This is a genomic window from Silvibacterium dinghuense (assembly GCF_004123295.1).
In the GTDB taxonomy this organism is placed as follows: Bacteria; Acidobacteriota; Terriglobia; order Terriglobales; family Acidobacteriaceae; genus Silvibacterium; species Silvibacterium dinghuense.
Window position 1 is genome coordinate 162200 of the sequence record NZ_SDMK01000004.1, and the last position, 19881, is coordinate 182080.

The following is a 19881-nucleotide window of genomic DNA, read 5'->3' on the forward strand; positions in this document are numbered from 1 at the left end:
CTACCTGAATCTTCCTGGTGGTTCTTTCTCTTCTGATGCCAAACGGGGACCCGGCATCCGGATCCCCGTCCTGTTCCTGGTGATTTATAGCTTCTGCCACTTCCGGCCGTCACGCTTCAGCAGATCGTCGGAGGCCTTCGGGCCCCACGAACCGCTGTCGTAATTCGGGAAGTCCTGCTTGGTCTTCGTCCACGCCTCCAGCAGCGGCGTGAACAGCTCCCAGGTCACTTCCACGCCGTCGCGGTGCGCAAACAGCGTACCGTCGCCGAGCATCGCGTCCAGCAGCAGGCGCTCGTAGCCGTTGGCGGTATTGGTGCCGAAGGCCTGCGAGTACTTGAAGTCCATCACCACCGGGCACACCGTCATATCCGGGCTGGGCAGCTTCGCGCCGAAGCGCAGCGAGATGCCCTCATCCGGCTGGATGCGCATGGTGATCAGGTTCGGCTGGATCTGCCCGCACGGACCGGCCGCCGCCTTGTTGAAGAGCAGCATCGGAGGCTGCTTGAACTGCACCGTCACCTCGGTGACGCGCTTGGCCAGCCGCTTGCCGGCGCGGATATAGATCGGCACGCCCGCCCAGCGCCAGTTGTCGATCTCGAGCTTCACCGCGGCGAAGGTCTCAGTCTGCGACTCGGGGCTCACGCGGTCTTCCTGGCGATAACCGATCGCTTCCTTGCCGCCCACCGTGCCCGGACCATACTGGCCGCGCACCGTGTCTTCTTCCTTGATCGGCTGGATGGCCTTCCAGACCTTCAGCTTCTCCTGCCGCACCGCATCGGCCTCGAAGCTCACCGGCGGCTCCATGGTCACGAACGACAGCACTTCCATCAGGTGGTTCTGCAGGATGTCGCGGGTCGCGCCGGCCTTCTCATAGAACGGCCCGCGGCCCTCGATGCCGATGCTCTCGGCCGCCGTGATCTGCACGTTGTCGATGTAGTTGCGGTTCCAGATCGGCTCGAAGATGCCGTTGGCAAAGCGGAAGACCAGCACGTTCTGCACCGTCTCCTTGCCCAGGTAGTGGTCGATGCGGAAAATCTGCTGCTCTTCGAAGACCTTGCTGATATCGGCATTGAGCGCACGCGCGCTCTCCAGGTCGTGACCGAAAGGCTTCTCGATGATGACGCGCACCGCGCCCTCTTCCGACTTCGCCATGCCATGCTTGCCCAGGTGGTCGACGATGTCGGAGAAGTATTCCGGCGCGACCGCAAGGTAGAACAGGCGATTGCCCTTGGTGCCGACTTCCTTGTCGTACTCGGCCAGCTTTTCCTTCAGCGCCTCGTAGCCGCCATCGTCGTCGAAGTTCATCGCGTGATAGCTGACCTTGGCAATGAATGACTCCAGCTTCGGATCCTCTTCCGTCACGCCGCCGAATTCCAGAATGCCCGCGCGCATATCCTTGGCGAAGCTGTCGCCCAGATCGCGGCGCGCCACGCCGACAATGCGAATCTTTTCCGGCAGCAATCCTGCCTGCTCCAGGTGAAAGAGCGCCGGCAGCAGCTTGCGCTTGGTCAGGTCACCCGATGCGCCGAAGATCACGACGACCCCCGGTTCCGGAATCCGCTCGTGGGCTTCGGCTGCGCTCGCCACATCCTCCGGAGCGATTTTGATCTCTGTGGTCGCCATGCTTCCTCCTTGCCTTTCGTGCTTCTCGTTCTTGTTCCTGCTTCTTTCGATTCATGGTCCTGCGCACTGGTCGCAGTACCCCGGGGAACTCACGTTACATGCAAATGGTGAAGACTGCTTGATGAGAAAACTGCCGGTGATCTGAAAATGCCGGCGGCAGGAATTCTCCCGCCGCCGGCCATGTTGCTGGTTATCGCTTAGTCCTTCTTGACGGCATGGCCGCCAAAGGCATTGCGCTGGATCGCGATCATGCGATCGGTGAAGTTGTTCTGCTCGCGCGAGCGGATGCGGCGGATCAGCGACTCGGTGATGACCGGAGCGGAAACGTTCAGGTCGATCGCCTCGAAGACCGTCCAGCGGCCCTCGCCCGAATCCGCCACGTAGGCCTCGAGGCCTTCGAGCGTCGGATTCTTCTCAAGCGCCTCGGCCGTCAGGTCGAGCAGCCACGAGCGCACCACGCTGCCATAACGCCAGATCTCGGCGATCTGCGGCAGGTCCAGCTTCAGCTCTTCCTTCGCCTTGAAGATCGAGAAGCCCTCGGCATAGGCCTGCATCATGCCGTACTCGATGCCGTTGTGGACCATCTTCACGAAGTGGCCCGCGCCGGCGGGACCGGTGTGTCCCCAGCCCTTGTCCTTGGCCGGAGCCAGCGTCTCGAAGATCGGCGTCAGGTACTGGACCGGCTCGTCATCGCCGCCGATCATCATGCTGTAGCCTTCCTTGAGGCCCCACACGCCGCCCGAGGTGCCCACGTCGACAAAGTCGAAACCTTCGGCCTTCAGCTCCTTGTGACGGCGCTGCGAGTCCTTGTAGTTCGAGTTGCCGCCGTCGATGAAGATATCGCCCTTGTTCATGAAGGGCTTGAGCTTCGCGATCGTCTCGTCGACCGGATCGCCGGCCGGAACCATGATCCAGATCGCGCGGCGTCCGGTCAGGCTCTTCACCAGGTCTTCGAGCGAGGTCACGCCCTTCGAGCCCGCGTCATTCAGGCGCTTCAGCGCGTCCGCGCTGAAGTCGAAGCCGACAATCTTGTGTCCACCGTCATGCAGACGCTGGGCCATGTTGCCGCCCATTTTGCCAAGTCCAATGATTCCCAGTTCCATCGCTTGCTTCCTCCGGTTTCTTGAATCGGTTTTCGTGAATCGGTGCTTGTGTATCTCGGTTCTTAGTCTTCGTTCAGTTCCACACCCAGCCCGCGCAAAGAGGCGCGCAGCGCCTCCGGGCCTTCGTAGCGGATCGCATGAATACCCAGCGACTTCGCCGTCTCGACATTGTTGGCGCGGTCGTCGATGAAGGCCACCTCGTCCGCTTCCACCTGCAGCACATCCAGCGCCAGCCGGTAAATCTTCTCATCCGGCTTGCGCAGCCCCACATAGCAGGAGCTGAAAAAGACGTCGAAGTAGGCGTGCAGCCCAAACAGCTCCAGGCGATTGTCGTTCAGCTCCCTGGCTTCGTTGTTCAGCATGCCCAGGTCCACGGAGCCGGAAGAGGCCAGGTCCTCGAGCACCGGCATCGCCGTGTTCTCGAGCAGCGCGGACTCGGCTTTCATCGCCGCCAGGAACTCCTCCGGGGTGAAGTTGCGCGGCTCGGTGAAGACGGTGCGCTTCAGATATTCGTCCGCCGTGATGAAGCCCTTTTCCCAGACATCGTTGGCTTCCGGATGCAGAGCCTCGAACCTGGCCTTGTCCACCCCAAAGCGCTCAAGCACCCGGGCACGGCTGTGGTGATCCCAGCCATTGGTCAGCAGAACCCCGCCGATATCCCAGAGAACTGTCGTGATCTCGCTCATGGCTTCCTTTGTCTTGATCTTGCTGTGTTTCGTGGTTAAGAAGAAAAAAGCAGAGTTGAAAGAGATAAATCTGTACGGGTGAGAGTTACAAATGCAGGAGCCCTGAACAGCGCCCGGCAGGATTGCGGCCGTTCCCGGCCATGCGTCCCCATTGCGATCGCGGGGAGAGGCCGCGGGAACCGGCCAGATCCAAGATCTGGACTGGCCGTCCCCGCGTCCGGATACCCGATTTACTTGGCCAGAGCGGCCGCCTTCTCGACGATCGCCTTGCCCTTCGCCGCCACGTTGGCCGCGTTGAAGCCCAGCTTGTCGAGAACCAGCCCGCCCGGAGCCGAAGCGCCGAAACGGTCGAGACCGATCACGTCGCCCGTCGAGCCGACATACTTCCACCAGCCGAGCGTCGCACCCGCTTCGATCGAGAGCTTCGGAATGGCCGCCGGCAGGATCGATTCCTTGTACGCATCCGTCTGCTTGTCGAAGAGCTTGGTCGAGGGCATCGAGACGACGCGCGCCGTAATGCCTTCCTTCGCCAGCTCGGCCGCGCCCTTGATCGCCGTCCAGACTTCCGCACCGGTGCCGATGATGATCAGGTCCGGCGACTCGCCGCCCTTCTCCACCACGTATGCGCCGTGCTTCACGCCTTCGTAGATGTCCAGCTTCGCGGGATCGAGCAGGGGCAGATCCTGGCGGGAAAGAGCCAGGAAGTGCGGAGCCTTGACCTCGAGCGCCACGCGCCACGCCGCCGCCGTCTCGTTCGCGTCCGCCGGACGCAGATCGATCAGCTCGGGGATCGCGCGCAGGCCGATCAGCTGCTCGATCGGCTCGTGCGTCGGGCCGTCCTCGCCCACCGCGATCGAGTCATGCGTGAAGACGAAGGTCGCATGCGCGTTCATCAGCGCCGAGAGGCGCAGTGCCGGCTTGCAATAGTCGCTGAAGATGAAGAAGGTCGATCCGTAGGGGATCACGCCGCCGTGCACCGACATGCCGTTAACCATCGCGCACATGCCGAACTCGCGCACGCCGAAGAAGACGTTGCGGCCCTTCGGGTCCACGTGGAAGTTGGCGCTGTCCTTGAAGATGGTCTTGGTCGAGGCGGTCAGATCGGCCGCGCCGCCGAAGACTTCCGGCACATCCTTGGCGAAGGCGTTCATCACCAGGTTGCCCGCGGTACGGGTCGCGACAGGCTTGGAGTCGGCAGCCCAGGTCGGCAGGCTCTTCTCCCAGCCTTCCTTCAGCTTGCCCGCGAAGACACGCTCGTACTCGGCCGCTTCGGCCGGATAGGCTTCCTTGTACTTGGCAAAGAGCTCAGCCCACTCCGTCTCGTACTTCGCGCCATTCTCGACCGACTTGGCCCAGTTCTTGGCCGCTTCTTCCGGAACGTAGAAGTTCTTGTCCTCGGGGAAGCCGAAGTTCTTCTTGGTTTCCTTCACGCCCTCGGCGCCCAGCGGCTCGCCGTGCACCTTGTTGGTGCCGGCCTTGGGGCTGCCATAGCCGATCACGGTGCGGACCTTGATCAGGGTGGGCTTCTTGGTTTCCTTCTTGGCTTCGGCGACCGCGGCTTCCAGAGCCACCAGGTCGTTGCCGTCGTGCACTTCGAGCACCTGCCAGTGGTAGGCCTCGAAGCGCTTCTTCACATCTTCGGTGAAGGAGAGGTCGGTCGGGCCGTCGAGCGAGATCAGGTTGTCGTCGTAGAAGAAGATCAGCTTGCCCAGCTCGAGCGTGCCGGCCAGCGACGCAACTTCGTGCGAGATGCCTTCCATCAGGTCGCCGTCACCCAGGATGCCGTAGGTGTAGTGGTCCACGATGGGGAACTGGTCGCGGTTGTAGATCGCCGCCAGGTGCTTTTCCGCCGTGGCCATACCGATGGCCATTGAAAAGCCCTGTCCCAGCGGACCGGTGGTGCACTCGACGCCATCCGTGTGGCCGTACTCCGGGTGACCCGGGGTCTTCGATCCCCACTGGCGGAACTGCTCGAGATCCTCGATCGTGACCTTGTAGCCGCTCAGGTGCAGCACCGAGTAGAGCAGCGCAGAAGCATGTCCGTTCGAGAGCACGAAGCGGTCGCGGTTGGACCACTTGGAGTTCTTCGGATTGTGCTTCATGAGCTTATGGAACAGCAGGTACGCAATCGGTGCATCGCCCAGCGGCGCCCCCGGGTGGCCGCTATTTGCCTTCTGGACCGCATCGACGGCCAGCAATCGGAGGGTATTGATCGACAGTTGATCGAGTTCGCTCATATGAACTTTACCTTTCGGTGTTGATATCCCACTTGTCATCCTAAATGCGGCGGGGACCACCGGCGCCATCGGCTCCGGCTCTTCCCGGCCCGCATTCAGTCGCAATCTGCAAAAAATTCGTGAACGTACCGGTTTGCGGCTACAGTTGCCGCCTTAGAGCCTTCTTAGCTCTCCGGCTGCACATCCACGTCGAAGTTCCGGCCTTCCCATCGGTTTTCGGCCGTCCAGAATATGGTAAATGTCAGCCGTGCCGCTCGCCCTGCCTCGGTCGGAATATCCACGTAGGTGCCCGGGAAACCGATGGGCCGCGAGTCCAGCGTTGTCACCGTCTTCCAGCCATCCAGCGTCCACAGCACCCGGAAGTGCCGCCGCGATACCAGCCGCAGCCGCTTGCCCGCCTTGATCTTGCTGATCGGCCGTCGCATTTTGAAAATTTCAATCGCCGACTCCCGCCGCCCGGTCGTCTGCGCGTAGCGCTTCTCTACCGCCTCGATGCGGTCGAAGACCCGCCCATCCAGCAGCGAGCGCAGCAGCTTCAGATACTCGGCATGCGCCCACACCAGCGGCTGCGCCGAGCCCGCCGGTCCGCCGAAGATCAGCGGCGGCCGCCCCTCGCGCACCAGATCCGGCGCATCCCAGATCTGCTCAGGCAACATGCCGCCCTCGGAGGCGAAGCTCTCATACGTCTTGACCAGGTCCTGGATATCCTTGCCCGCCGCCAGCTCATAGTGCGCCCGCTCGCCGGTCAGCAGCGGCCAGGCCCGGCCCTGCCCATAGTGCTCGAACGGACCGCCGTTCTTCTGCTGCCCGTAGCCATCATGGTTGTAGCGCCGCCAGCACGGCCCCTGCGGCGTGTCGATCTTGAGCACGTGATCGACCACCTTCAGCGAGTCGATAATCAGCGGATCGTCGGCCCGGCGGATGCCGTAGCGCACCAGCTCCAGGAAGCCGGCGTCGATGATCTCCCGCGCCTCGAACTCGTACTGCTCGCCAGGCTCGCGGTTGGCCAGCCGCACCATACCCTCCGCGCAGCCCTCGCGCGCGTAAATCTCTCCGCAGGCCGGCGGACGGATGCGCATGTAATGGCGCTTCACCTCAGGGAGCAGCACCCCGTCTTCGGTCACCGTCCACTCGTCCAGGTGCGACTCGATCCAGTCCGCATGCTCTTCGAGGAAGAGTCCCAGTTCTTCGGCCCCGTGCGCCCGCGCCAGCTCCGCCGCGCAAATCAGCCCGCTGATCACCGCCGCCAGCGTCGAGGGCGAGTAGCCCGGATTCTCCTCCCAGCGCTCCTGCTGGGTCACCGGCGCATTGCGTACCAGGAAGCCAGCCGCCCGCTCCACGAAGGGAAAGACATCGAACTCCCCCAGCCCGTCCAGCTTCCACAGCCGCCAGGCCAGGATGATCGGAAACGCAACCTCATCGAGCTGAATGCCGGTCCAGTAGGGCGTGCCGTTGATCCAGAAGTTCTGCGCGAAGCTGCCGTCCGGCTTCTGCGTACAGGCCAGGTAGGTCAGGGCCCTGCGCGCCGTGTCCACGCGCCCGCAGGCCAGCAGCGCCGAGGCGCTCTGCACCATGTCGCGCGTCCACACCAGGTGATACCCGCCCAGGTCATCGTCACCCTTGGCATAACCCCAGGGAATCGACGCCGAGGCGATAAACGCGCCCGAATAGGTCTTGTCCTCGTGGGCCAGGATCACGTTGTGGCTGATCTGCAACAGCCGCCCGCCGTCCATGGCGTGCCTGGCCAGCTCGGCCGGGCTCTCCGCCCGGTGCCACTGCTCCAAAAAGCGCTTGAGATGCTTTTCAAACGGAGACGACAGCGTGCCCAGCGTCGTCGAAAGCGCCGCATGGATGCCGTCGCCGAAGCCGATGGCCAGTGTGAAATCGCGCGAGTGATTCGCGCAGATCTCGCCCATCATGGCCACGTTGCCGTTCTCCGCCGAACCGAACTCCCAGTCCATGATCATGTTGTGGCGCAGGTCCTGGAAGCCGTCACTGGTGCCCACAAACCCCACGCTGGCGCGGTCGAAGCCGCAGCTCGAGGCCAGCGTCACCGCGGTGTGATCCTTCCAGGCCACCAGCATCTTGTGCCCGGCCACATCCACCACCCCGGCCGAGTTCCCCGCGCCGCCGCCATCGATGTGCGGCGACATCAGGGCGTAGAGCTTGAGCCGTCCCAGGACAGCCGCGTCGCCCTCGAGCTTCACCCGCATCAGCACCACCGGGTAATGCGGATCGTTGATGATTTCCTTGGTGATCTGGTAGCGGCCGCCCCGGTCCCGCGAGATGATCCGCACGCCCAGCGCATCGGGATCGATGTAGGAAAACTCGTGGTCGAGATCGCGCTTGTCCTCATGGAAGAAGGTCTCTCCGTCGGTGACCAGCAGCTCCATGTCGCGGATCTGCGGCCGATCGATGGTCGGGTAATAAATCTCGTTCAGGATGCCGTGCGAAATCGTGTACCAGGCGCGGCTCGAAGCAGCATAGGCCGTGCCCACCGCCGACTTCACCGAGGAGGTCCAGCGCGGTGTCACGCCCGGAGCGCCGAAAGCGGGGCCCTGCTGCGTCAACCAGTTGTACTGCGGAGTAAGTTCGCTCATCTTCTTTCGTGCGCTCCATGGCCGCGAACCCAGGCGGCCTCAGAACCCGCGTCCCATACGCGGGCCGGTTAAAAGGGATGGAAGTGCTGAAGTGCTTCTGACGCTACTCACGCTACAGCGCACACCCCTCGTCGGAGGATGAATTCCCTGAGAATCTCAGCGATTTTTCCCCGGGAGAAGTAGAACGCCCGCCTTTGTAGGATTCCACGGAACGGCGATTCGATCCATTTCGTTTCTTTCGAACACTTCCGCCCAACACCCCAGCCTGAAACAAAACGCGCCACATCGGGACCGGAAAGGCAGGGTATAGGGAATAAGGGTGTGGGGTGCAGGAAAAAGCGGACAAGTAGCCCACCCAGGCCCGAAGTCGGTTTGTGTGGGGAGGCGAAAACCAGGGTGCCCCGTCCAAGCTCCGCTTGGGCGGGAAGCGACGAACCCAGGCACCTCAGGTCTCACCCCTGAGACCTGGGTTCGCAGAACACCGGGTGCCCCATGTCTCGATTCTGAGACATGGGAAAGCACGAACCCCCTTGCGAAACTCTGCGTTCTTTGCGTCCTGGCGCTGAACAGGACTACACCCTATCCCCTACACCCTACATTCAAAGAATCTGCGAATTCGCATCCGGGTCGGGATGGAACTGCACTTCGCCCATCGCACGGGTGATCTCATGGTTCTTCATGAAGTACTCCCAGCAGAAGCCGGTGCGCAGGTTCTCCGCCATGATGATGCTGATCCCCTGGTCAATCCCCAGGACGTCTTCGGCGTACCAGTTGGCCTTGGGGTTGAACGCATCCACGAAGCCATACCGCGTCCACGCCTTGGGGTACTTGTCCTTGATGTTCAGCAGCACATGCGAGCACTCGGCGGGGAGAAACGGCAGCGACCCGGCCGGCGCGCAGGGCACCACCGTGCCGTCCGGCTGGCCCATTGCCGGTGGACCACCCCATACCCGGTAGCCGGTGCGCGAGTCCGAGGCCGAAATGCCCCACAGGTCCTGATCGATCCAGTTAAACTTCTGCCCCAGCACCATGCACCATAATTGGTGCGCCCGCGTCGCCGCGATCGAGTTGGTGAAGTAGTTCGTGTGCAGGTCGCGCACCGCGCGGTAATCGCACCAGGCATGCGCGTACTGGTGGATGAACAGCGGCGCCACACCGCTGATGTACTGGATGCCGCCGAAATTCACCACCGGCCGCTGCAGCGCGTTCCATGTCTCGGCCGGGATGGGGTGCGTCGGCGAGCCGATCGCCATCAGGTACATCGTCATCAGCTCGGAATAGATATCCCAGCGATGCTGCAGGAACCCCTGATCCGGCAACCAGCCCATGGAGAGCGTCGTGCCGCCGTTCAGCATCCACTGCCAGTCCACGCGGCGGTAAAAGGTCGTCGCCAGCGCCTCGATCCGCGTATTCCCCGTAAAATACTGCCGGCACAGCAGCACCCCGCACAGCAGCAGCGCCGTGTCGATCGACGAGAGCTCCGAGCCGAACATCCGCTGCCCGCTCTCCATGTCGATGAAGTGGTAGAGGAATCCATGCTCGTGCGGACACTCTTCCAGCAGAAAGGCGAGCGTCTTCTCGACCCGCGCCTCGCAGAGCGAAGGCGACAGGTAATTCCGCTTGGCGGCGATGCACAGCGCGCTCAGCCCGAAGCCCGTCGCCGCAATACTCGCCACCCGGCTCAGCGAGCGGCCCGCCGCCGGAGCGCGGTCCCGCACCAGCCCGGTATTCGGACTGGCTTCTTCGTAGAAGAAATCGCAGGCTCTTCCTTCGAGATCGTCCAGCAGCGCCTCGGCAGCCTTGGAAATCTGCGTCAGCGGCCGGTTGATGAACATGCCCGGCGTCTGCGGATATTGCTGCGCCGCCTGCTGCTCGGTCTTCGGTTCCTGACCTGGTTTCACCGTCGGCGCCGTGGGCTGGTTCTGAAAGCCTGCCGCCAGCGCGGCCGGTCCGCCCAGCGCGAGCATGCCCGATGCCCCGGCCTTACGCAGGAGCTGTCTTCGAGTTAGTTCTTTATGAGTCAAAGCAGTCGTGTCTTATGAGAGATGCAGCCAGCCCCCCAAACGACTTCCCGCAGCCGCTCATTCCCGCACAACTCCCGTCTCCAGCTTCTCATGGACCCTCTTGTTGAGACGCCACAGGCCTGTGAAGGTTGCGTGGAACCGTTGCCCGCCGGGTGCTCCACCCATGACCCGCAGTTGGGGCCTGGGCGGGTCTCTCGCGAATCTCATTCGCGACCAACGGGAGCGGATGCGCAACGCGCGGCTGCCCGGACGGCCAGTCCTCGCATCCGATATGATCGAGGACGCAGCTATCGCCGGCTCGAGCGAGCCCCGGCGTCCCAGGGATTCTCAACCGCAACATCGCTAACCACGAACTCAACGATTCGTTCCAAGAAATCAAGGAGATATCGCAGTGGCCTACGAACTCGCACCCCTTCCTTACGACTACGCCGCCCTTGAGCCCCACATCGACGAAGCGACCATGAAGCTGCACCACGACAAGCATCATCAGACCTACGTCAACAATCTGAATGCGGCGATCGAGAAGCACCCCGACCTGGCCAAGCACACCCCCGAGGACCTGCTCAAGAACCTCAACAGCATCCCCGAGGACATCCGCACCGTCGTCCGCAACAACGCCGGCGGCGACGTGAACCACACCATGTTCTGGAAGATCATGACCCCGAACGGCGGCGGCGAGCCCACCGGCCCCATCGCCGAGCAGATCGCCAAGGACTTCGGCAGCTTCGAGGCCTTCAAGAAGCTCTTCAACGAGACCACCGCCAAGCAGTTCGGCTCCGGCTGGGGCTTCCTGATCTGGGACGGCGGCAAGCTGGCCATCATCACCACCCCCAACCAGGACAGCCCGCTGCTCCACGGCAAGTTCCCCATCCTCGGCAATGATGTCTGGGAGCACGCCTACTACCTCAAGTACCAGAACAAGCGCCCCGACTACCTCGCAGCCTGGTGGAACGTGGTCAACTGGGCCGAGATCAACAAGCGCTTCGAAACCGCCAAGGCCTAACCGCGAGGGGTAGGGGATAGGGTTTAGGGTGTAGTTTCCTTACCACTGCCCTGTTCCGTACCTCTTCCCAAAGGAAAGCCAGAAAAGCCCCGCATTCCCAACGAATGCGGGGCTTTTCTACGTAAATCTGTCATCCCGACCGAAGTGGAGGGACCTGCGGCCGGGTGCCGGGTGCCCCACCCATGACAGTTTCTCGTCATGGGTGGGGCTCCGAAGAACCCCAAAGTAAGCCACAGACGAAAACACTTTCCCGCAGAAGGCACAGAGAGCACACAGGGTTCCGTGCCCATGCCGGCATCCCGGTTCGCGCCAAGAACGCCAGGCTCCGCCAAGTCCGCGAAGAGATTTCAGGAAAAGAACGGACGGATACCCCAAATCTCGTTCGGTTCGAGATATGGGTTCGCAGGATGCCGGAGTTCGTACTCTCCCACGTCTCAGAAGCGAGACGTGGGGCACCCGTTTCCGCCTCCACCACACAGAACCCCGGATCGCGACCAGCGGGAGCGGGTACGCGAAGCGGATCGCCTGGACGGCCAGTCCAACTTTTTCTTCCGACCCGGGTTACAACTCAATGCAGGAGACTTCGCGTCTCCCCCTTGTGCTTTTCATGGAAAGGAACAGTCCGATGCGCTTCCTGAACGCTCTTCTGCTGTCAGCACTTGCCGTCCCTGTCGCGGCGATGGCCCAGACTTCTCTGCCCGCCGGAACCCAGCATTTCGTCCTCTACCAGGGCGATAAGACCGTCGGCTCGGCCGACCGCACCATCCAGCCCACCGGTGTCGGCTATACGCTGACCTCCCAGGGCAAGGTCAGCCTCTCGAAGTTCAGCTACTCCTTCAGCCAGACCCAGCACCTCGACAAGTCCCTGAACCTGGTCAGCAGCCAGATCACCGGCAACGTCAACGGCAAGCCGGTCACCTTCACCGCCCACGCCGACTCCACCGGCCGCGAATTCCAGCTCGGCATCAACGCCGACGGCAAGAACACCCAGAACTCCGTCGATCGCCACCAGCATCTCGTCCTGCTCTCCGATCTCGACCCGGCGGCCTACACCATCCTCACCCAGATCGTGATCCAGAAGCCGCAGACCTCCTGGGCGCTGATTCCCAAGGAGCAGGGCATCCTCGTGCCCACCGACCTCACACCCGATACCAGCGTCCGCGGCCGCCTCAACGGCAACCAGATCGACGTGCAGCACGCAACGGTGGTGGTCGGCGAGCAGAACCCGGTCTCGGTCGAGCTCTTCTACGGCCATGACGGCGATCTCCTCGAAGCCGATCTCCCCGAGCAGAACTTCTACGTCGTCCGCGACGGCTTCAAGCTGATCGACCGCCCCAAGCCCGTCCTGCCCCGCGGCCAGAACCCGCCCGCACAGGACCAGCAGGGCCAGCAGCAACAGTATCCCCAGCCCCAGCAGCAGTAACTGCTGCGCACAGAGCGGGACTGGCCGTCCAGGCCCTTTGCGCTTCGCGCCTCCGCTCCCGTTGGTCGCGATATGGGGTGTGCAGGGTGCAAAAAACTCCGGGTGCCCCACGTCTCGCATTTGAGACGTGGGGAGGTACGAATCTTCCTTTACCATCCCCCGGACTTGTCATTTCATTCCGACCGAAGCATTCTTCTTACTTTGTTATTCCGACCGGAACGAAGCGCAGTGGAGGAACCTGCTGTTCCCCGGCCAGGCGAAGATTCCGGACGGCACCCCACCCGGGGTTTCTACACCCTATCCCCTACACCCTGAATCAAGACCATCGCCTCGTCCTTCGTCCGCACCCGGCCCTCGAGCTGCGCGTCCTCGGCCATCGTCAGCAGCCGGCGAAACTCCGGCCCCGGCGTATATCCTGCCGCGATCAGGTCCCGGCCGGTAATCAGCGGCTCCGGACGAACCTCCTCCTGCGACAGCGCCTCGTATTTCGCCTTGGCAAACTCCCACAGTGTCAGGTCGCCGATGCTCGCCGAGGCGTCCATCCGGTGCAGCGCGAGATGCTCGGGAAAATCCTTGAGGCGAAAGAAGCGCTTCAGCGTCGACTCCTTCATCCGCATCACATCGCCAAAGCGCATGTGGTTCTCCACCAGCAGCGAGACCTGCGCCGCGTCGTCGTTCGAGAAGCGCAGCCGCCGGCAGATATCCTCGGCGATCTTCACCCCTACCTCGACGTGCCCGTTAAATCTGATTCTTCCCGTCCCGTCCGCCGGAGCCGGCGTAAACGTAGCCGGCTTGCCCACATCGTGCAGCAGGGCCCCCCAGGCCAGCGTGGCCGAAGCCCCCTCCGGCAGCTGCTCGAGCAGCATCATCGTGTGCACCCAGACATCGCCCTCGGGGTGATACTCCGGCGGCTGGGCTACACCGTGCAGCCGGTCGATTTCCGGAAGCACCTCGTGCAGCAGCCCTGTCTCATCCAGCAGCTCAAACGCGCGCCGCGCATGGCCCTCGGTCAGCATCCGGGTCAGTTCGTCGCGCACCCGCTCGCAGCTCACCTGCACAATCTTCGCAGCCAGCGCACGAATCGCCGCCGCCGTCTTCTCTTCGATCGCGAAGCCGAACCGCGCCGCAAAGCGCACCGCCCGCAGCATGCGCAGCTTGTCTTCCTCGAAACGCACAAATGGGTCGCCAATCGCCCGCACCAGCCCGGCTTCGAGGTCCGCACGTCCGCCGACAAAGTCCGTCACCGACGCCGCGACATCACCTGTTTCAGCCAGCGCCTGCGGATCGAGCAGCATGCCGTTGAGGGTGAAGTCGCGCCGGACCACATCCTCTTCCACCGAGTCCGAAAAGCGCACCGAATCCGGCCTCCGCCCATCCGAGTACGCTCCATCGCTGCGATACGTCGCCACCTCGGTGACCCTCTGCACGCCATCGGCCTCGCCGGAAACCTCCTCCGCCACGAGAACCACCCCGAAGTGCGCCCCCACGGCAAAGGTCCTGGGAAACAGCGCCATCACCGCATCCGGACGCGCATTCGTGGCCACATCGAAGTCCGAAGGCGGACGCCCCAGCAGCAGATCGCGCACGCACCCACCGACAAAGAAGGCCTCAAAGCCCTCCGCCCGCAGCCGCTCAACGACCCGCGCCGCAGTTTGCTCCGCGATGCTATGCATCTTGCTTAACTTCGTTTCTTCCATATGCCTCTTAGCGCATTCCGTATGAGCCATGCGGCGAGCAAAATCGACCATCCACCGATGACGTAGCAGAGCAAAATTCCTTGCTCGCGACCAAGGTTTATGACCCCAAGACCTATCAGCATAAAGAACAGCGCGAAGATCGCGATCCCCACCCGCTGCACCATCGGAGCGTCTTCACTCCCCTTCCACAACAGGCCATCTACACGAGCTGCATTTTTATGCGCGTCTTCCCAGACGATGTTGCTCTGATTCCGCTCCACCTCTGCGACATACGCCCGCAGCTCCCGCCCATCCTGCTGCTCTGGCAATTGCAGATTTCGTTCGTCCACGATCATTCCTTTCAGGCCATCCTGCTATTCTGCTCCACCTCACAATCTCCGCGTATGATTCGATCGCGTCAAATCGATACGATAGAAGTGTGACCCTCGCGACCCTGCCCCTCGGCCTCATCCTCGGCATTGAAAGCTCCTGCGACGAGACCGCCGCCGCCATCGTCGAGCGCGGTACCGTCATGCGCGCCAACGTGGTCGCCTCCCAGATCGCCACGCACTCGCCCTACGGCGGCGTGGTGCCCGAGCTGGCCTCGCGCGAGCACCTGCGCAACATCGTGCCCGTCGTTCGAGCAGCCATGGAGCAGGCCAGCCTGAAGCTCTCCGACATCGACGCCATCGCCGTCACCTCCGGCCCCGGCCTCGCCGGAGCGCTCATGGTCGGCATCAGCTATGCCAAGGCGCTGGCCTTCGCGCTCGGCAAGCCGCTCATCGCCGTGAATCATCTCGAAGGCCACATCCACGCCGTGCTGCTGGCGCAGAGCGCGGTGTTACAGAATCAGCCACAGGCCCAGCTCGCCGAGACCGAAGACCGCACGCTGCCCGAAGGGCCGGTGCTCGCCCTGGTCGTCTCCGGCGGACACACCCACCTCTATCTCGCCCGCCGCCGCGGCGAAAGCTGGACCTATCGCAACGTGGGCCGCACGCTCGACGACGCCGCCGGCGAGGCCTACGACAAGGTGGCCAAGCTGCTCGGCCTCGGCTACCCCGGCGGTCCGTGGATCGACGCGCTGGCCGCGCACGGCAATCCGCACGCCGTGCCTTTCGCCATCTCCAACATCAAGGCCAAGGCCCATCGCGGAGGCCGCAAGGGCATCACCTCCTACATGGCCAACAAAGCTGCCGTCCCAACCGGGTCCACGGCCAAACAAGCTGTCATCCCGACCGGAGCGGAGCCCGAAGGGCGAAGCGAAGCGGAGGGACCTGCGGTTCCCCTCGCTGTGGACCATGACCCCGAATTCACAGAAACCTTGTTCTCCTTCAGCGGCATCAAGACTGCGGTACTCCGCTATACGCAGGTGCACGAGATGCAGGCGTCCATCGAACATCGCCGCGCCGTGCTGGCGACCATGCCCGACGCCAAGCCCTCGACCGCGCTGGCCGAGGTGCTGGCCGTCTGCGACCAGCCGACACTCGACCTGATCGCCAGCTTCCAGCGCGCCGTCGTCGACGATCTCCGCCGCAAGACCTTCCGCACCGCCGAGGCTCTTGGAGCAACCACGCTGCTGGTCTCCGGAGGCGTGGCCGCCAACCGCGAGCTGCGCGTCCGCTTCACCGCCGAAGCCGCCGACCGCGACCTCTTCATCGCCTTCCCCTCACTCGCCCTATCGACCGACAACGCCGCCATGATCGCCGCCGCCGCGTGGCCCAAGTTCCTAGCAAGAGACTTCGCCGCGGAAACACTGTCCGCCGATCCGGGACTGGCGCTGGGAAGGTAGAAGCAGCTTTTAGCTGCTAGCTCTTAGCTTTTAGCAAAAACCTGAGGGTGGCCCATTCGCCCTCACTCAACTACTGAAACTTCATATAAAAGCGGATATCGTCGAGCGCGTCCTCAACACTCGACTTAACGAGAGGATCGGCTCTCAACTCCTCCAATCTCTGGAGGACGATTTCGAGATCGAGTTGACGGTGAATTCTCGCCAGATGCCCGAAGCAGGTTGCGGCATTCCATCGCACCGCTGAAGCGCGATGGTAACTGAAGGCAAGGCACTTCTCTTGAACCCACTTCCAGTCAGGATCGTAGTAAGCCGCACTGAGCAGCGCATTGCTAATTTGCTGCTCATCGCTACTTTGCAAAAGAGATTCCACTTCCGCGCGACTACGCTCCACCACTGCTTGATATCTCACGTCGAACCGCCTCGCATCTAGAGTAACGGCATGCTGGTGCTTTCCATCTCGCGCCGTTCGAGATGTGGGTTCGCAGGGTTCCGAAAATCGGCAAGAGGTCCATATCCGCCCCACTCAAGCCAAAATCAGGCTTGCATGGGCCACCGATCAGAAATCGCGACCAACGGGAGCGCCACGCGAAGCGAAAGGCCTGGACGGCCAGTCCCGCGACCAGCGGGAGCGTCGTGCGAAGCGGAGGGCCCGGACGGCTAGTCCCCCCACGCAATCCTCTCCAGCAGCTCGCGCAAATGTCCGGCACGCGCCGGATTCACCATCGTGGCAAAGGCCACCTTCCCCTCCAGATGCCGCCGAAAGTCGGCGTGCCCATCGCGATTCTGCCCTTCCGGCCCATGACGCACGCAGTTGGTCAGGATCGCCTCCAGCCGCTCCAGCTCACGCCGCGGCAGCTGCGGCTGCGCGTTCACCGTCAGTCCGGCCAGGTGCTGGCGCACACCGCGCCGCATCAACCGCGTTTTGCGCGGATGGACAGCAAACCCTTCTTCGGCGGCGATGGCCGCTACCCGAAGCGCGAAGCGCTCCGCCCCGCGCGCGAACAGTGCGTCTCCGGAGAAGGCAAGGTCGTCCGCATAGCGCGTATACGTCACACCTGCCTTTTCCGCGAGCCCGCCGATCCGCCGGTCAAGCCGCAGCGCGCAGAGATTCGCGATCGCGGGAGAGGTGGGAGCGCCCTGCGGCAGATGTGGCCGGGCGTAGAAGATGCGCGCATCCTGCAGATCGGCGGCGCTCAGTTCGCAGCCCGTGTTGCGCCAGACCCCGCGCGGCGTGGTCGCCGTGCACAGGCCGCCCAGCAGGTCGGCCACCGGCTCCGGATAGCCCAGCGTGCGGAAAAGTGCCTGCACGCGGGGACCGGAGATGGAAGGGAAAAAATCCCGGAGGTCCATGCGAAGCACAACCTCGCGCCCTGCATGCGGCGCGGCGAAGCTGACGATCGAGCGGCCCCGGCGGAAGCCGTGCGCCGCCGGATGCGGTGGAACCGGCGCAAGAATCTCCCGCAGGATGCGCCGCTGCATGCTCTTGAGCCGCGGCCCCGGAACCTCCAGCAGGCGGATGGCGCCGTACGGCTTCGCCAGCACCCGGCAGGTGTAATGCTTCAGCCGATCGCCCCCGGCCTTACGATTCCAGTCCCGAAGATCGGCGAACCACAGCAGCTGCCCGGCCTCGACCTCGAGCCATGCGGCCAGGCTGCCTGCGGTTTCGAGCACTACCGGCGCCGTTCCCGGAATCGGCAACATGCGCAGCGGCACGGAGACAAGAGGAAGCTGCCGCAGCCCATGCCGCTCGATGAGCCGCACAAGCCTCGGCTCGGCGCGGAGCTGCTCGATGAATCTTCGTATCCGTGGCCGCGGACGCGTCGATGCCCACCCGACCGTACGCACCGCGAGCGGTCTCAGCCGTCCCGGCGGCGGCTCCGCGCGAAACGCCGTGCGGAGAATCTGCAGATGCGGCTCGACCGCTTGCTCTGCAGAGAGAAGCGCATGCGCCAGGGAAAGAAACTCGTTGCTGGAATGGGAGAGAGGCTGCAGCGGACGCTCCAACGAGTCTGACTTTGCGTGAGCGGATCTGCACAGCGTGCAGGGAGGCTCATGCGGTGCCTGCTGTATTCCACACGTTGCCCCGGGGTAGCCCCGGAGAGACCTTGCGGCCGGCTTGGAGCGTCCGCCCGCGCACCATCATAACCCCGAGAGTACAGAGGATAGAGTCTTGGATCTGGAACCCTCGGGTCTCATCCGCCCCACTCAAACCAAAACCAGGCTTGCATGGGCCACCATCTCAGATCGCGACCAACGGGAGCGCCACGCGAAGGCGATCCGCCCCACGCGCAGTGGCGACCAAAGGGAGCGGGTGCCGAAGGCGGAAGGCCTGGACGGCCAGTCCTGAATCCCAGCGTCCCGCCGATCATCCAATTACAGCTACAATTCGGAAAGTCCTGCTATGTCTGAGATTCGCGATACCGTCATCCTCGGCTCCGGCTGCGCCGGCCTTACCGCCGCCATCTACGCCGCTCGTGCCAACCTCAAGCCCCTCGTCCTCGAAGGCCATGAGCCCGGCGGACAGCTCTCCATCACCACGCTGGTCGAGAACTTTCCCGGCTGGCCGGAGGGCATCCAGGGCCCGCAGCTCATCGAGAACATGAAGCAGCAGGCCGCCCGCTTCGGCACCGAGTTCCGCATGGCGCACCTGGTCTCGGCCGACCTGTCGAAGCATCCCTTCACGCTCAACCTGGGCAAGGAGACCGTGCTCACCCGCACGCTCATCATCGCCTCGGGAGCATCGGCGCGCTGGCTCGGTCTGCCCTCCGAACAGGCCCTCATCGGCCACGGCGTCAGCTCCTGCGCGACCTGCGACGGCTTCTTCTTCTCCGGCAAGGAGATCGCAGTGGTCGGCGGCGGCGACTCGGCCATGGAAGAAGCGCTCTTCCTGACCCGCTTCGCCTCCAAGGTCACGCTGCTCCATCGCCGCGAACACTTCCGCGCCTCGCACATCATGCTCGAGCGCGCCATGGCGCACCCCAACATTGCCTTCCGCACCAACACCGCGGTCGAAGAGGTGATCGGCGTCGAAGACAAGGAAGTCAAGGGTCTGAAACTGCGCGATACCGTCACCGGCGAGCGCTCCGAGTTGCCTATCAGCGGCCTCTTCCTGGGCATCGGCCACGAGCCGAACGCCAGGATGTTCGCCGGGCAGATCGACCTCGATGACGACGGCTACATCGTCACCCGCGACAACGTCCACACCCGCGTTCCCGGCGTCTACGCCTGCGGCGACGTGCAGGATCGCCGCTACCGCCAGGCCATCACCGCCGCCGGCTCCGGCTGCATGGCCGCGCTCGAAGTGGAGAAGTACCTCGAAGAGCACGGCCGCTAAATAAAGGCAAAAGCAACGGGGCGGGCAGCTATCATGGCTGTCCGCCCCTTCTCACTGCAAGTAAAGGAGAAACGATTATGGCCAACCTCGCGCTCGTCTACGGCATGCGCCTGCTCCCGGCCGACGAGATCAAGACCGTCGGCGAAGGCACTGTCAACCTCCAGAACGGCAACCAGGCCGGCGTCACCCTGCACCTGCTCGAAGGCACCCGCGAGCAGATCGAAGCCCAGCTCCGCCAGAGCATCGACGCCTTCTTCGACTTCTTCCCTGAAATCTAGCTTTCAGGGCTCAGGGCTCAGGGCTCAGGGCTCAGGGCTCAGGGCTCAGGGCTCAGGGCTCAGGGCTCAGGGCTCAGGGCTCAGGGCTCAGATAGATCGTAAAAC

Annotated in this window: 15 protein-coding genes; 5 read left to right on the top strand and 10 right to left on the bottom strand. The window is 63.4% G+C overall.

Features of this window, described 5'->3' with window-relative positions; all coding sequences use genetic code 11:
* Positions 1-84 precede the first annotated feature (84 nt).
* The 6 genes from zwf to ESZ00_RS16885 form a co-directional block, all read right to left on the bottom strand.
* A complete protein-coding gene (gene zwf / locus ESZ00_RS16860; RefSeq protein WP_129209491.1) occupies positions 85-1623 on the bottom strand; it encodes a glucose-6-phosphate dehydrogenase in 1539 nt (512 codons plus the stop codon).
* Between the two features lie 197 nt (positions 1624-1820).
* Positions 1821-2780 (bottom strand): phosphogluconate dehydrogenase (NAD(+)-dependent, decarboxylating), encoded by a 960-nt coding sequence (gene gnd / locus ESZ00_RS16865; RefSeq protein WP_129209492.1) that lies wholly within the window; start codon positions 2778-2780, stop codon positions 1821-1823.
* An 8-nt stretch (positions 2781-2788) separates the two neighbouring features.
* On the bottom strand, positions 2789-3412 hold the full coding sequence (locus ESZ00_RS16870; RefSeq protein ID WP_129209493.1) for an HAD family hydrolase: 624 nt from the start codon (positions 3410-3412) through the stop codon (positions 2789-2791).
* 230 nt (positions 3413-3642) lie between these two features.
* Positions 3643-5649: a transketolase gene (gene tkt / locus ESZ00_RS16875; protein WP_129209494.1), complete on the bottom strand. Its 2007-nt coding sequence runs from the start codon at positions 5647-5649 to the stop codon at positions 3643-3645.
* A 164-nt stretch (positions 5650-5813) separates the two neighbouring features.
* Positions 5814-8249 carry a glycoside hydrolase family 15 protein gene (locus ESZ00_RS16880; protein ID WP_129209495.1) on the bottom strand — a complete coding sequence of 812 codons (2436 nt, stop codon included), beginning with the start codon at positions 8247-8249 and terminating at the stop codon, positions 5814-5816.
* Between the two features lie 599 nt (positions 8250-8848).
* Positions 8849-10216, bottom strand: coding sequence for a glucoamylase family protein (locus ESZ00_RS16885; RefSeq protein WP_129209496.1), 1368 nt, complete (start codon positions 10214-10216; stop codon positions 8849-8851).
* A 448-nt stretch (positions 10217-10664) separates the two neighbouring features.
* On the opposite strand from ESZ00_RS16885, the gene ESZ00_RS16890 reads away from it, so the two are divergent.
* Together ESZ00_RS16890 and ESZ00_RS16895 are read left to right on the top strand one after the other, a co-directional pair.
* A complete protein-coding gene (locus tag ESZ00_RS16890) occupies positions 10665-11276 on the top strand; it encodes a superoxide dismutase (protein ID WP_129209497.1) in 612 nt (203 codons plus the stop codon).
* A gap of 625 nt (positions 11277-11901) precedes the next feature.
* Positions 11902-12699 (top strand): hypothetical protein, encoded by a 798-nt coding sequence (locus ESZ00_RS16895; RefSeq protein ID WP_129209498.1) that lies wholly within the window; start codon positions 11902-11904, stop codon positions 12697-12699.
* A gap of 290 nt (positions 12700-12989) precedes the next feature.
* Here ESZ00_RS16895 and ESZ00_RS16900 read toward each other — a convergent pair whose 3' ends face one another.
* Both ESZ00_RS16900 and ESZ00_RS16905 read right to left on the bottom strand, forming a co-directional pair.
* Entirely contained in the window at positions 12990-14372 is a 1383-nt protein-coding gene (locus ESZ00_RS16900; RefSeq protein WP_129209499.1) for a CCA tRNA nucleotidyltransferase, read from the bottom strand.
* Between the two features lie 5 nt (positions 14373-14377).
* Complete coding sequence (locus ESZ00_RS16905) at positions 14378-14731, bottom strand: hypothetical protein (RefSeq protein WP_129209500.1); 354 nt, start codon at positions 14729-14731, stop codon at positions 14378-14380.
* Between the two features lie 98 nt (positions 14732-14829).
* On the opposite strand from ESZ00_RS16905, the gene ESZ00_RS20375 reads away from it, so the two are divergent.
* Complete coding sequence (locus tag ESZ00_RS20375; RefSeq protein ID WP_229741156.1) at positions 14830-16164, top strand: tRNA (adenosine(37)-N6)-threonylcarbamoyltransferase complex transferase subunit TsaD; 1335 nt, start codon at positions 14830-14832, stop codon at positions 16162-16164.
* Between the two features lie 70 nt (positions 16165-16234).
* Here the strand turns inward: ESZ00_RS20375 and ESZ00_RS16920 are convergent, their stop codons facing one another.
* Both ESZ00_RS16920 and ESZ00_RS16925 read right to left on the bottom strand, forming a co-directional pair.
* Entirely contained in the window at positions 16235-16573 is a 339-nt protein-coding gene (locus tag ESZ00_RS16920; RefSeq protein ID WP_129209501.1) for a hypothetical protein, read from the bottom strand.
* 248 nt (positions 16574-16821) lie between these two features.
* Positions 16822-18168, bottom strand: a complete 1347-nt coding sequence (locus tag ESZ00_RS16925; protein ID WP_129209502.1) for a reverse transcriptase family protein — start codon at positions 18166-18168, stop codon at positions 16822-16824.
* A 397-nt stretch (positions 18169-18565) separates the two neighbouring features.
* On the opposite strand from ESZ00_RS16925, the gene trxB reads away from it, so the two are divergent.
* Both trxB and ESZ00_RS16935 read left to right on the top strand, forming a co-directional pair.
* Positions 18566-19498, top strand: coding sequence for a thioredoxin-disulfide reductase (gene trxB / locus ESZ00_RS16930; protein ID WP_129209504.1), 933 nt, complete (start codon positions 18566-18568; stop codon positions 19496-19498).
* Between the two features lie 77 nt (positions 19499-19575).
* Entirely contained in the window at positions 19576-19776 is a 201-nt protein-coding gene (locus ESZ00_RS16935; protein WP_129209506.1) for an allantoinase, read from the top strand.
* Positions 19777-19881: the final 105 nt, after the last annotated feature.